This is a genomic window from Microbacterium pollutisoli, from assembly GCF_053586795.1.
In genome coordinates this window covers 341,203-353,651 of record NZ_JBNYWT010000002.1, presented here as the reverse complement: position 1 = coordinate 353,651, position 12,449 = coordinate 341,203, and the positions used below count along the sequence as shown (strand labels likewise).

Here is a 12,449-nt window from a genome sequence, read left to right as displayed (position 1 = left end):
CGATAGCCTCCGGACATGACGCACTACGACGTCGTGGTGATCGGCTCGGGATTCGGGGGCAGCGTGGCCGCCCTGCGCCTGGCCGAGAAGGGCTACTCGGTCGCCGTCCTCGAGCAGGGGCGCTGGTTCGCCGACCACGAGCTGCCCGAGACCAGCTGGCGCATCCGCCGCTACCTGTGGATGCCGGTGGCGCGATGCTTCGGCATCATGCGCCTGACCCTGTTGCGCAACGTGTTCATCGCCAGCGGCACCGGGGTCGGCGGGGGGTCGCTCGTCTACGCGAACACGCTGTACGAACCGCTGGACGACTTCTACCGCGACCCGCAGTGGGCCGGCATCACCGACTGGCGGGCCGAGCTCGCACCGCACTACGACCAGGCCAAGCGCATGCTCGGCGTCGTGACGTATCCCGGCCGGTCGCGGCTGGACGCCCTCATGGCCGAACTCGCCGAGGACTACGGCGTGGCCGACACCTACCACCCGGCCGACGTCGGCGTCTTCTTCGGCGACGGACCCGGCGCCATCAGCGCGGATCCGTACTTCGGCGGCATCGGTCCCGAGCGTGCCGGCTGCATCGACTGCGGCGCCTGCATGACCGGATGCCGGCACAACGCCAAGAACACCCTCGTGAAGAACTACCTGCCGCTCGCGCAGCGCGCCGGTGCCCGCATCTTCGCCCGGCACACCGTCACCGACGTGCGCCCCGAACCCGAGGGCGGCTACCGGGTGGGCGGGCACCGCACCGGCAATCGCCTGCGCCGGTTCGCTGTCACTGCCGAGCACGTCGTCTTCGCCGGCAACGCGCTGAACACGCAGACCCTGATGCACCGCCTCAAGCGGCGCGGCCTGCCCCGGCTCTCGGACCGCCTCGGCGAACTCAGCCGCACCAACTCCGAGGCCGTGCTGTCGGCCCGCTCGAGCCGACGCGACGCCGACTTCACCGACGGGGTGGCGATCACCTCCTCGTTCCACCCCGACGCGCACACCCACGTCGAGCCGGTGCGCTACGGGCGCGGGTCGAGCCTGCTCTCGGTGCTGAACGCGCACCTGGTCGACCCCGTCGAGGGGATGCCGCGGTGGCGCGCCGCGGTGCGCACCTACCGCCGGCTGGGGTGGCGCAAAGCCCTCACCCTGCACGCTCCGCGCCGCTGGGCCCAGCAGTCGGTGATCGTCCTGGTCATGCAGTCGCTCGACAACTCCATCACCACGTTCCTCACGCGCGGCCTGTTCGGCCGGCGGCTCACCTCCAAGCAAGGCCGCGGTGAGCCGAACCCTGAGTGGATCCCCACCGCGCACCGCGTCGCACGCGACCTGGCCGCGCGCATCGACGGCGTCGCCGGGGGCACCTCGGCCGATCTGATCGGGATCCCGATGACCGCGCACTTCATCGGCGGCTGCGCGATCGGCACGTCGCCGAGCGACGGCGTCATCGACCCCTACCAGCGCGTGTTCGGCTACGACGGGCTGCACATCACCGACGGATCGGCCATCAGCGCCAACCTCGGGGTGAACCCCTCGCTGACCATCACCGCGCAGGCCGAGCGGGCGATGAGCCTGTGGCCCAACAAGGGCGAGCCTGACCCGCGCCCGCCCCTCGGCGCCGCCTATCGGCGCATCGACCCGGTCGCACCGCACCACCCGGTCGTGCCGGCGTCGGCTCCCGGCGCGCTGCGGCTGCCGCTGCCACAGCTGCGGCCGGGAGCTGCCGGGGCATCGGAGGTCTCCCGTGCCGAGGGGGTACGGTGACGCGCCGCGCGGCTCGGTCCGGCGCGGGCCGCCTCGGCCATGGTCGACGGAGTGGCTTCGCTGCTACAGCTGGTCTGGTCGCTGCGCGGCGTCGGCCGGTGGGCCGACGAGCGGGGCGCGAACCTCCTCGACGGCGGCGCGCCCTTCTACAGCACCTATGCGTGCGCCGACGGCGGCTGGGTGGCCGTGGGTGCGCTCGAGCCGGAGTTCTTCCGCACCCTGGTGCACACTCTGGGGTGGCCGGATGCCGCGGAGGTCGCCTCCGCGCAGCATGACACCGCGGGTTGGCCCGCCCTGCGGCAGCGCCTGGCCGACACGTTCGCCCAACGCCCGCGGGACGCGTGGGCGGAGCTGTTCGCCGGCGTCGACGCCTGTGTGACGCCGGTGCTGGGATTGGACGAGGTGGCGGCCCATCCGCATGTCGCCGCCCGCGGCACCATGATCGAGTCGGACGGCGTCGTGCAGGCCGCCCCGGCGCCGCGGTTCTCCCGCACGCCGGCCGGTCGTGTGCAGCCGCCGCGGTCCGAGCTCGACGACCCCGCGGCGGTGCTGCGGGACTGGACGCGGTGACGTGGTGACGGCCGCCGGATACCCGCCCGAGCCCTGGCGGCTGCGCGGCGACTTCGTGGTGTCGGTCTTCCTCGTGCCCGTCCGTGAGCTGCCCCGCGCGGTGGCCGAGCATGCGCCGGTCGGCGCGCGGCCGGTCACGATCGCCGGGCGCGCCGTCGTCGGCGTCACGGGGGTGCGGTACACCCCGGCCGGTCAGCTCGCCTACGACGAACTGCTGGTCGCGCTGCCCGTGTGGCGCGGGCGGGGACGCGTGGCTGTGACGATCCCGTGGATCCGGGTGACCACCGCGGTGTCGCGCGACGGCGGGCGGGCGCTGTCGGCGAAGCGGGCCTGCTCGCATCCCTCGACGCGGTGCGTGGCTGGCAGGGCGGCGGAGCGTGGCCAGTGTGACCATCGCACGCGCCGACGTGGTGTTCGGCCTGCGGTCGGATGCCGGGCAGCGACACGAAGTTCGCAGAAACGCACCAAGTTCGCACTGATCGGGCCGTTTCGATCCGAAGTTCGCGCGATTCTGCGAAGTTCGTGACCTGCGGGCGTGCGCGAGCGGGCGTGCGCACGCACAAACAGGCGCACGCGAGCGCGCACAAACAGGCGCGCGCGAGCGCGCACAAACAGGCGCGCGCGAGCGCGGGCGGGCGGGTCAGCCGAAGATCATCGGCACGTCGTCGTCTTCGGCGCCGCCGCCCAGGTCGAGGTCGACGACGACGGGCACGTGGTCGCTCGGGATCTCGCCCTTGCGCTCGTTGCGGTGGATCTCGGCGCTGACCACGGCGTCCGCGAACGCCCGCGAGCCGAGGATGAAGTCGATGCGCATGCCCTCATTGCGGGGGAACTTCAGGCGCTGGTAGTCCCAGTACGTGAAGCCCGTGGGGATGAGCGGGCGCACGGTGTCGGCGAGGCCGGCATCCAGCAGCGCGCGGAAGGCGTCACGCTCGGGCGGCGACACGTGCGTCGAAACACCCTCGACCACGGCCGGGTCGCCGTTGTCGGCGTCCGTCGGCGCGATGTTGTAATCGCCCACCAGCGCGAGCGGGAGGTCGGGGTGCGCGGCCAGCGTGTCGGCGGTGTACTGGCGCAGTGCGTCGAGCCAGTGCAGCTTGTAGGCGTAGTGCGGGTCGCCGAGCGTGCGTCCGTTGGGCACGTACAGGCTCCACACCCGCACGCCGTCGATGGTCGCCCCGAGGGCGCGGGCCTCCTGCGGGGCGTCGGGCCCCTCGTGACCCTTGAGGAACCCGGGCATGCCCGGGAAGGCATACTCCACGTCCTCGATCGGCGAGCGGCTGGCGATCGCGACCCCGTTCCAATGGTTCAGGCCGTGCGCCTCGACGTGGTACCCCGCCTCTTCGAACGGCTCGTAGGGGAACTGCTCGGGCTTGCACTTGATCTCCTGCATCGCGAGCACGTCGATGTTCTCGCGCACGGCGAAGTCGACGGTGCGCACGACGCGCGCGCGGATCGAGTTGACGTTCCAGGTGGCAAGCCGCATGGCATCCAGCATAAGAGCGGCGACCGACGTCGCCGTCCTCGTGTCAGAGGGCGCGGAGGATGTCCTCCACCCGCTCCTTGGCGTCGCCGAACAGCATGTGCGCGTTGTCGCGGAAGAACAGCGGGTTCTGCACGCCCGCATAGCCCGAGGCCATGGAGCGCTTGAACACGACGACCTGCTCGGCCTCCCACACGCGCAGCACCGGCATCCCCGCGATGGGCGAGCCGGGGTCTTCGGCGGCCGCCGGGTTCACCGTGTCGTTCGCGCCGATGACGAGCACGACCGCGGTGCTCGCGAAGTCGTCGTTGATCTCGTCGAGTTCGAGCACGATGTCGTACGGCACCTTGGCCTCGGCCAGCAGCACGTTCATATGGCCGGGCAGGCGGCCGGCAACCGGGTGGATGCCGAAGCGCACCTCGACACCCTTCGCGCGCAGGCGCTCGGTGAGCTCGGCGACCGGGTACTGTGCCTGGGCGACGGCCATGCCGTAGCCGGGGGTGATGATCACCGACGAGGCGGATGCCAGCAGGTCGGCCACCGCGGCCGCATCGATCCCGTGGTGCTCCCCCTGCTCACCGTCGTCGCCGCGCGGCGCCTCGATGCCGAAGCCGCCTGCGATGACCGACAGGAACGAGCGGTTCATGGCCTTGCACATGATGTAGGACAGGTACGCACCCGACGAGCCGACCAGCGCACCGGTGACGATCAGCAGGTCGTTGTTCAGCAGGAAGCCCGCCGCGGCGGCCGCCCATCCCGAGTAGCTGTTGAGCATCGACACGACCACGGGCATGTCGCCGCCGCCGATCGAGGCGACCAGGTGCCAGCCCAGCGCCAGGGAGAGTACCGTCACGGCGATCAGCAGGGGCAGGACCGGCGTGATCACGTACCAGACGGTGAGCGCGAGGAACACGACCAGCGCACCGAGGTTGAGCACGTTCTTGCCCGGCAGCATGAGCGGCTTGGAGCTCATCCGGCCCGACAGCTTCAGGAACGCGACGATCGATCCGGTGAAGGTCACCCCGCCGATGAACACGCCGATGAACACCTCGGCATGGTGGATGTCGGCCAGGGCACCGGTGAGGCCGGTGTCGTACAGCGCACCGTTCCACCCGACGAGCACGGCCGCGAGGCCGACGAACGAGTGCAGCAGGGCGATGAGCTCCGGCATCCCGGTCATCTCGACGACGCGGGCGCGCCACAGGCCGATGGCCGCACCGATGGCGACGGCCACCACCAGCAGGATGAGGCCGAGTGTTCCGGCGGGTTCGCCCCAGGCGCCGGCGGCGGTCAGGGCGACGGTGGCCAGCAGCGCGATCGTCATACCGACGATGCCGTAGACGACGCCGCGCCGGGAGGTCTCATGCTTGCTGAGCCCGGCGAGGCTCAGGACGAACAGCAGGGCGGCGACGATATATGCCGCGCCGGCGATGGATGCCGCGACGCTCACTTGTCGGCCCCCTTCTGGAACATGGCGAGCATGCGGCGGGTGACCGCGAATCCGCCGAAGACGTTGATGCTGGCCACGAGCACGGCGACAGCCGCGAGCACCTGCACGAGCAGGTTGTCCACGGTGATCTGCACCATGGCGCCGACGACGATGATGCCGCTGATGGCGTTGGTGACGCTCATCAGCGGGGTGTGCAGCGCGTGGGCGACCTTGCCGATGACGTAGAAGCCGATGATGACCGACAGCGTCAGCACCAGGAAGTGCTGCGGCAGCGGCGCGGGTGCGAAGGCGCACACGAGGAAGAGCGCGGCGATCCCCACCGCGATCAGGACCGACTTGCGCGCCTGTGACATCGCGGGTTTGGGGGCGGGGGGCTCAGGTGGTGGTGCGGCGGCCGCCGGCGCCGCTGAGACCTGCACGGGCGGGGGCGGCCAGGTCACCGCGCCGTCCTGCACGACGGTGACCGCCCGTTGCACGACGTCCTCGGCGTCGACGACGAGGGTGCCGTCCTTGCCGGGGGTCAGGAGCTTGAGCAGGTTGAGCAGGTTCGTGCCGTACAGCTGCGAGGCCTGCTGCGGCAGGCGCCCGGCCAGATCGGAGTAGCCCAGGATGATCACGCCGTTGTCGGTGACGACACGTTCGCCGTGCACCGAGCCCTCGACGTTGCCGCCTTGCGCGGCGGCCATGTCCACGATGACGCTGCCGGGCTTCATGAGCGCCACGTCGGCGGCGGTGATCAGCCGCGGTGCGGCGCGACCGGGGATGAGCGCGGTCGTGATGATGATGTCGACCTCGGCGGCCTGCTCGGAGTACAGCTCGGCGGCCCGTCGGTCGTAGGCCTCGCTGGTCGCCTTGGCGTAGCCGTCGGCCGAGACCTCCTTCTGCTCGTCGGGCACGATCACCTCGAGGTACTCACCGCCGATCGAGCGCACCTGGTCGGCGACCTCGGGACGCGGGTCGGTGGCCCGCACGATCGCACCCAGGCTCGACGCGGCGCCGATCGCGGCCAGCCCCGCCACGCCCGCCCCGGCGACGAGCACCTTCGCCGGCGGCACCTTGCCGGCGGCGGTGACCTGGCCGGTGAAGAACCGGCCGAACTCGTGCGCGGCCTCGACCACGGCCCGGTATCCCGAGATGTTGGCCATCGAGCTGAGCACATCCATCGACTGCGCGCGGGATATGCGCGGAACGGCATCCATCGCCAGCGCGGTCACCCCGCGGGCTGCGAGAGCCTCGAGCAGGTCCGGACGCAGGGCCGGGCTGAGCAGGCCGATCAGCGTGGCACCCGGCTGGAGCAGCGCGATCTCGTCGGGCTCGGGGGCGTTGATCTTTAGCACGATCGGTGCCGCCCAGGCCGCCTCCCGCGTGACGATCGTGGCGCCGGCCTCGGCGTACGCCTCGTCGGGGAACGACGACGCGTCGCCGGCGCCGGACTCGACGACGACGTCATAGCCGAGCTCGCGGATCTTGGTCACGGTGAGCGGGGAGGCCGCGATGCGGCGCTCGCCGGGACGTTCGGCGACGATGCCGATCTGAGTCATGAGGCTCCTCGGGTTCGGGTGGCACAATCGTACGGCCGCGAATGGGCCGACTTCCGACTCTAGGAACCAGTCAAGACCCCATCCGCCGGATTACGCGATAAGAATCGCGACTCTTTCCATTTCGTCACGATCTGCGCGGGGATGCCGGTGTGCGCGGCGCGCGGGCGCCATCCGTAGACTCGGGGACATGACCGTCGCCGCGACCCCCGAACTCGAAGCCGACCGCCAGAAGCTCATCGAGCTCATCGGGCGGGAGGCGGTGTTCCACGGGCAGTTCACCCTGTCGTCGGGCAAGCTCGCCTCGTACTACGTCGACATGCGGCGGCTGACTCTCGATCACCGCGCCGCCCCCGCGATCGGCCGCATCATGCTCGACCTCATCGGCGGCATCGACGGCGTCGTCGCCGTGGGTGGACTGACCCTGGGCGCCGATCCGATCGCCAACGCGATCATGCACGAGTCGGCGCGCACCGACCGGCCCCTGGACGCTTTCGTCGTGCGCAAGGAGCCCAAGGACCACGGCCGCGGCCGTCAGATCGAGGGCGCCGATGTGGCGGGCAAGCGCGTCGTCGTTGTGGAGGACACCTCGACCACGGGGCAGTCTGCGCTGAAGGCCGTCGAAGCGCTGCGCCGCGAGGGCGCCGAACCGGTGGCCGTCGCGGTGGTCGTGGACCGCAAGACCGGCGCGCAGGCGGCGGTCGAAGCCGCCGGGCTGCAGTGGCTGGCCGCCATCGACCTCGACGACCTGGGTCTGTCCCCCCAGGTCTGAGCCGCCGCCGCCCGCCCGCCGAGCCGCCTACTTCTGTACGAGCCGCCCAGCTGCGGGCCGCACAGAGCTAGGCGGTTCGCACGAATGTAGGCGTCTCGCGCGCAGGGGCGCGCGGGGGTCAGTCGCGGTCGCGGTTGCGGAAGTACTGGACCGCGAAGGCGACGAGCGTGCCCACGAGGATGACCGTGGTCGCGGCGAACAGCAGCGTCTGCTCGAACTCGTTCATCGCTACAGGATCTCCGGCATCTCGGACTCGAGCGGTTCGACCGCGATGAGGTCGGCCACCGAGTCGACGATCTCGTCGGGGCGGAAGGGATACCGCTCGACCTCTGCACGGTCGGAGATGCCGGTCATCACGAGGATCGTGTGCAGGCCCGCCTCTATGCCGGCCACGACGTCGGTGTCCATACGGTCGCCGATCATGCCGGTCGACTCCGAGTGCGCGCCGATGCGGTTCAGCGCCGACCGGAACATCATCGGGTTCGGCTTGCCGACCACATACGGCGTCTTGCCGGTCGCGTGGGTGATGAGCGCGGCGAACGACCCCGTGGCCGGGACCACGCCCGACGGGGTGGGGCCGGTGGCATCCGGATTCGTGACGATGAAGCGGGCCCCGGCGTTGATGAAGCGGATCGCGAGGGTGATCGCCTCGAACGAGTACTGGCGGGTCTCGCCGACCACGACGTAGTCCGGCTGGGTCTCGGTCATGACGAACCCGGCCTCATGCAGCGCGGTGGTCAGCCCCGCCTCGCCGATCACGAAGGCCGTGCCCCCGGGATGCTGCGAGCGCAGGAACTCGGCGGTGGCAAGGGCCGAGGTCCAGATGCGGTCCTCGGGTACGTCGAGGCCCGACCGGGCCAGGCGGGCACTGAGATCCCGCGGGGTGAAGATGGGGTTGTTCGTCAGCACCAGGAACGGGGTGCCGGTGTCGCGCCACTGCGCGAGCAGCTCGGCGGCGCCGGGAATGGGGCGGTTGTCGTGGACGAGGACGCCGTCCATGTCTGTCAGCCAGCAGTCGATATCGGCGCGTGTCCGCATGGGGCCAGCCTATCCGGGCGGCGGGCACGTAGTGTCGGGGCTGTGGCACGCGATACCTGGGACCCGACCGACCTTCCCGACCTGCACGGGCGGCGGTACCTGGTGACCGGATCCAACGCCGGGCTCGGCTTCTTCGCGTCGCTGCAGCTGGCCGGCGCCGGGGCGAGCGTGGTGATGACGGGCCGCAATCCCAACCGGCTCGCCGCCGCGCGCGCGGCGCTGCTGCGCCAGGTTCCGGATGCCGCGGTCGAGACGCTCGTGCTGGACACCAGCAACCTGGGATCGATCCGCGCCGCCGCCGCGACCGCCCGGGGCCGGACGGGCCTGGACGGCGTGCTGCTCAACGCCGGCATCGTGCACCCGCCGGCGCAGCGGCAGACCACCGCCGACCGGCACGAGCTCGTCTTCGCGACCAACGTGCTGGGCCACTACGCGCTGGCCGGCGAGATGCTGCCGTCGCTGGCCGCGGCCCACGGACGCATGGTGTGGATCGGCTCGATGTCGACGGCGATGTGGCAGTACGACCCCATCGATCCCGAGCTGGAGAACGGGTACACGCCGTGGCGCGCCTATGTGCAGTCGAAGGTGGCCACCACGGCACTCGGCTTCGAGGCCGACCGGCGGCTGCGCGCCGAGAACGTGCCGGTGGCCAGCGTCGTCGCCCACCCCGGGTACTCGATCGGCGGTCGCACCCGCGGCATCGCGGGGGTCAACGAGCCCAGCCGCCGCAAGCGCTTCCGCGACAACCTGCAGGCACCGATCTCGCAGTCCAAGGAGCGCGGCGCCCAGTCGCTCGTGCGCGCCCTGGTCGACCCGGCCGTCGAGGGCGGTCAGTACTGGGGTCCGGCGCGCGGCGTGCACGGTAAGCCCCGCGCGACGGTGGTCCCGCGGATCACCCGCGATCGCGACGTCGCCGCCCGCATGTGGCACTACTGCGAGCATGCCACCCGGGTGCCCTGGCCGTTCGAGAAGGCGCGCAAGGCCGGCAAGCGCCGCTGACGCACGCCGCCGTGAGCGCCGGCTGACCCACCGCCGCCATAAAGCGCCGCCGACGCAGACGCCGCCGTGGGCGCCGCGGGTCAGGCCGTGATCCAGACGGCGTCCGAGGCCCCGGCGGGCAGCGCGACCGCGGTCCCGTCGAGCTGCACCGCATCGCCGTCGGTGACGGTCACCGACCGGCCCACGGTCACGCCCACCTCGTCCAGGGCGCGCAGCAGCGCGGGGTCGTGGTCGGACACCCGCAGCACCCGCCCGGTGTGCCCGGCGGTGGCCGCGCCCAGCAGGAGGAACGGTTCGCGGTGCACCGCACCGGTGGCATCCGGGATCGCATCGCCGTGCGGATCGAAGCGGGGGCGCCCCAGGCGCTCGTCGATGCCGTCGAGCAGCCGGTCGCTGATGGTGTGCTCGAGCACCTCGGCCTCGTCGTGCACCTCGTCCCACGTGTAGCCGAACTCCTGCACGAGCCAGGTCTCGATCAGCCGGTGCCGCCGGATGATCGCGGCCGCGCGCGCCGCGCCGTCGGCGGTGAGCGACACCGGTCCGTACGGGCGGTGGGTCACCAGGCCGCGCGCGGCGAGCTTCTGCACCATCTCGGTCACCGTCGACGGGGCGAGCCCGAGCTTCGCGGCCAGCTGCGACGGCGTGATCGGCGCGGTCTGCCACTCGGTGTGGTGGTAGATCGCCTTGAGGTAGTCGTCGATCGCGGCGGAGGGCACCTGTTCAGGCTAGCCGCCGGTGAACACGAGCCACAGCAGCAGGGCGTTCAGCCCGATGAGGAAGACGGATGCCAGCACCCCGGCCACCGTGGTCCACACGCGGTTTCGGTGCTCTCCCAGCAGCGAGCCGCGCGCGGTGAGCGCGACCAGCGGCACGAGGGCGAAGGGGATGCCGAACGACAGCACGACCTGGCTGAGCACGAGCGCGAGCGTCGGATCGAAGCCGACCGCGAGGATGACCAGCGCCGGCACGAGGGTGACCAGGCGCCGCGCCAGCAGCGGCACGCGCACCTTCAGCAGGCCGTGCATGATCTCGGCGCCCGCGTAGGCGCCCACCGAGGTGCTGGCCAGGCCGCTGGCGAGCAGCCCGACGGCGAACAGCGTGGCCACGACCGGTCCTAGCCCGGCGTGCAGCGCCGCGTAGGCGCCCTCGAGGCTGTCGGTGCCCGGCACGCCCGCCAGGCTGGCGGCGGCCAGCAGCAGGATGCAGAGGTTCACGGTGCCGGCGATCGCCATCGCGAGGGTGACGTCCCACTTCGTCGCGCGCAGCAGTCGCGTCGTGGAGAGCCCGGCATCCCGGGCGCTGTGCGCCGTGCGTGCCCCGGTGCGGGGCGCCGGCGCGCGGAACCGATCGCGCGCCAGCGCGCTGTGCGCGTAGATGGCGTGCGGCATGATCGTCGCGCCCAGGATCGACGCCGCCAGCAGCACCGAGTCGGTGCCGGCGAACCGCGGGATCAGGCCGTCGACGGTGGCACCGGCGTCGGGCGGCGCGATGAACACCCCGTAGGTGAACCCGAGCGAGATGATCGCGACCAGACCGATGATGACGAACTCGAAGCTGCGCGCGCCGCGCCGCGACTGGATCAGCAGCAGCACGATCGACACGGCCCCGGTGATGACACCACCCCACAGCAGCGGGACCCCGAACAGCAGCCACAGGGCCACGGCGCCGCCGATGACCTCGGCGATGTCGGTGGCCATGGCCACCAGTTCGGCCTGCACCCAGTACGCGCGCCGCGTCCACCGGTGCCGGAACCGCTGCCCGAGCACCTCGGGCAGGCTGAGCCCCGTCACGATGCCGAGCTTGGCCGACAGGTACTGGATCAGCCACGCCATCACGTTGCCGATGACCACGACCCACACCAGGAGGTATCCGTAGCGGGCGCCGGCGGTCATGTTGCTCGCGACGTTTCCGGGGTCGAGATAGGCGACACCGGCGACCAGGGCCGGGCCCAGCAGCCAGGCGACGCGGCCGGGTGAGCGCCGGGGCGACGGCGCCGGGGCGATCGGTGGGTGGGACCCCTCGTCCGTGAGAGATTTCGGCATACCGAAACCATAGCGGATATTTCGGGGTGCCGAAAAGATCGACCGGGCGCGGGGTCGCCGCCTGAATCGAGGATGCCGGGGGAGGCCGGAGTAGCCTGTCCCGGTGACCGAATCCGTGCCCGACGGCGCCGCACCCGCGCCCGACCCGGGGGCGTCCGAGCCTGCGGCCGACCGCGAACCGCAGCTGCCGGTCGGCGTCGGTCCCTGGCCGGGCGGGCCCGAAGCGTGGCCGGACGATGAGCGCTACGACCGCGAGCTGCTCGCCCACGGCGACCGCCGCAATGTCATCGACCGGTACCGGTATTGGACGATGGCGGCGATCGTGGCCGACCTCGACGAGCACCGGCATCCGTTCCACGTCGCCATCGAGAACTGGCAGCACGACATGAACATCGGGTCGATCGTGCGCAGTGCGAATGCATTCGGCGCCGCCGAGGTGCACATCATCGGCAAGCGCCGCTGGAACCGGCGCGGGGCGATGGTCACCGACCGCTATCAGCACGTGCGGCACCACGAAGACGTCGCCGCCTTCACCGCCTGGGCGAGGGATGCCGGCATCCCCATCGTCGCCGTCGACAACGTCGAGGGGTCGGTGCCGGTCGACCGCGCCGACCTGCCCGAACGCTGCGTGCTGCTGTTCGGTCAGGAGGGTCCGGGGCTCTCGGCCGAAGCCGTCGCGGCGGCCGACAGCGTGGTCGAGATCACCCAGTACGGGTCGACCCGGTCGATCAACGCGAGCGCGGCCGCCGCCGTGGTGATGTACGAGTGGTGCCGCCGCTGGGGGTGAACGATCCGCCGCGCGGGCGGCGCC

General features: G+C 71.6%; 12 protein-coding genes. 6 read left to right on the top strand and 6 right to left on the bottom strand.

Features of this window, described 5'->3' with window-relative positions; all coding sequences use genetic code 11:
* The first annotated feature begins 15 nt into the window (after positions 1-15).
* From ACQ143_RS06495 to ACQ143_RS06485, 3 genes are read left to right on the top strand one after another with little or no spacing between them, the layout of a single operon-like run.
* The gene (locus tag ACQ143_RS06495; RefSeq protein WP_449569889.1) at positions 16-1,746 is read left to right on the top strand and encodes an FAD-dependent oxidoreductase; all 1,731 of its coding nucleotides are present in this window, start codon (positions 16-18) and stop codon (positions 1,744-1,746) included.
* A 39-nt stretch (positions 1,747-1,785) separates the two neighbouring features.
* On the top strand, positions 1,786-2,316 hold the full coding sequence (locus ACQ143_RS06490) for a CoA transferase (protein ID WP_449569888.1): 531 nt from the start codon (positions 1,786-1,788) through the stop codon (positions 2,314-2,316).
* Position 2,317: 1 nt separating this feature from the next.
* The gene (locus ACQ143_RS06485) at positions 2,318-2,842 is read left to right on the top strand and encodes a hypothetical protein (RefSeq protein WP_449569887.1); all 525 of its coding nucleotides are present in this window, start codon (positions 2,318-2,320) and stop codon (positions 2,840-2,842) included.
* 114 nt (positions 2,843-2,956) lie between these two features.
* Here the strand turns inward: ACQ143_RS06485 and ACQ143_RS06480 are convergent, their stop codons facing one another.
* The 3 genes from ACQ143_RS06480 to ACQ143_RS06470 are packed head-to-tail and all read right to left on the bottom strand — an operon-like array spanning position 2,957 to position 6,790.
* Positions 2,957-3,802, bottom strand: a complete 846-nt coding sequence (locus ACQ143_RS06480) for an exodeoxyribonuclease III (protein ID WP_449569886.1) — start codon at positions 3,800-3,802, stop codon at positions 2,957-2,959.
* A 43-nt stretch (positions 3,803-3,845) separates the two neighbouring features.
* The gene (pntB, locus tag ACQ143_RS06475) at positions 3,846-5,249 is read right to left on the bottom strand and encodes a Re/Si-specific NAD(P)(+) transhydrogenase subunit beta (protein ID WP_449569885.1); all 1,404 of its coding nucleotides are present in this window, start codon (positions 5,247-5,249) and stop codon (positions 3,846-3,848) included.
* A complete protein-coding gene (locus tag ACQ143_RS06470; RefSeq protein ID WP_449569884.1) occupies positions 5,246-6,790 on the bottom strand; it encodes a Re/Si-specific NAD(P)(+) transhydrogenase subunit alpha in 1,545 nt (514 codons plus the stop codon). Before ACQ143_RS06470 ends, pntB begins: the two co-directional genes overlap by 4 nt.
* 187 nt (positions 6,791-6,977) lie before the next feature.
* Between ACQ143_RS06470 and pyrE the strand changes: the two genes are divergently transcribed.
* Positions 6,978-7,559 (top strand): orotate phosphoribosyltransferase, encoded by a 582-nt coding sequence (gene pyrE / locus ACQ143_RS06465; protein WP_449569883.1) that lies wholly within the window; start codon positions 6,978-6,980, stop codon positions 7,557-7,559.
* 228 nt (positions 7,560-7,787) lie between these two features.
* Here the strand turns inward: pyrE and ACQ143_RS06460 are convergent, their stop codons facing one another.
* Entirely contained in the window at positions 7,788-8,597 is an 810-nt protein-coding gene (locus tag ACQ143_RS06460) for an HAD-IIA family hydrolase (RefSeq protein ID WP_449569882.1), read from the bottom strand.
* 42 nt (positions 8,598-8,639) lie between these two features.
* On the opposite strand from ACQ143_RS06460, the gene ACQ143_RS06455 reads away from it, so the two are divergent.
* Positions 8,640-9,596 (top strand): SDR family NAD(P)-dependent oxidoreductase, encoded by a 957-nt coding sequence (locus tag ACQ143_RS06455; RefSeq protein ID WP_449569881.1) that lies wholly within the window; start codon positions 8,640-8,642, stop codon positions 9,594-9,596.
* An 80-nt stretch (positions 9,597-9,676) separates the two neighbouring features.
* Here the strand turns inward: ACQ143_RS06455 and ACQ143_RS06450 are convergent, their stop codons facing one another.
* Together ACQ143_RS06450 and ACQ143_RS06445 are read right to left on the bottom strand one after the other, a co-directional pair.
* Positions 9,677-10,312: a metal-dependent transcriptional regulator gene (locus tag ACQ143_RS06450; RefSeq protein WP_449569880.1), complete on the bottom strand. Its 636-nt coding sequence runs from the start codon at positions 10,310-10,312 to the stop codon at positions 9,677-9,679.
* A 9-nt stretch (positions 10,313-10,321) separates the two neighbouring features.
* Positions 10,322-11,638, bottom strand: a complete 1,317-nt coding sequence (locus ACQ143_RS06445; protein WP_449569879.1) for an Nramp family divalent metal transporter — start codon at positions 11,636-11,638, stop codon at positions 10,322-10,324.
* A gap of 103 nt (positions 11,639-11,741) precedes the next feature.
* On the opposite strand from ACQ143_RS06445, the gene ACQ143_RS06440 reads away from it, so the two are divergent.
* On the top strand, positions 11,742-12,425 hold the full coding sequence (locus tag ACQ143_RS06440) for a TrmH family RNA methyltransferase (RefSeq protein ID WP_449569878.1): 684 nt from the start codon (positions 11,742-11,744) through the stop codon (positions 12,423-12,425).
* Positions 12,426-12,449 lie beyond the last annotated feature (24 nt).

Bases quoted from the DNA above. Each gene is read 5' to 3' on its own strand.
- ACQ143_RS06495 (WP_449569889.1), top strand. From the start codon at position 16: ATGACGCACTACGACGTCGTGGTGATCGGCTCGGGATTCGGGGGCAGC.
- ACQ143_RS06490 (WP_449569888.1), top strand. From the start codon at position 1,786: ATGGTCGACGGAGTGGCTTCGCTGCTACAGCTGGTCTGGTCGCTGCGC.
- ACQ143_RS06480 (WP_449569886.1), bottom strand. From the start codon at position 3,802: ATGCGGCTTGCCACCTGGAACGTCAACTCGATCCGCGCGCGCGTCGTG.
- ACQ143_RS06470 (WP_449569884.1), bottom strand. From the start codon at position 6,790: ATGACTCAGATCGGCATCGTCGCCGAACGTCCCGGCGAGCGCCGCATC.
- pyrE (WP_449569883.1), top strand. From the start codon at position 6,978: ATGACCGTCGCCGCGACCCCCGAACTCGAAGCCGACCGCCAGAAGCTC.
- ACQ143_RS06460 (WP_449569882.1), bottom strand. From the start codon at position 8,597: ATGCGGACACGCGCCGATATCGACTGCTGGCTGACAGACATGGACGGC.
- ACQ143_RS06445 (WP_449569879.1), bottom strand. From the start codon at position 11,638: ATGCCGAAATCTCTCACGGACGAGGGGTCCCACCCACCGATCGCCCCG.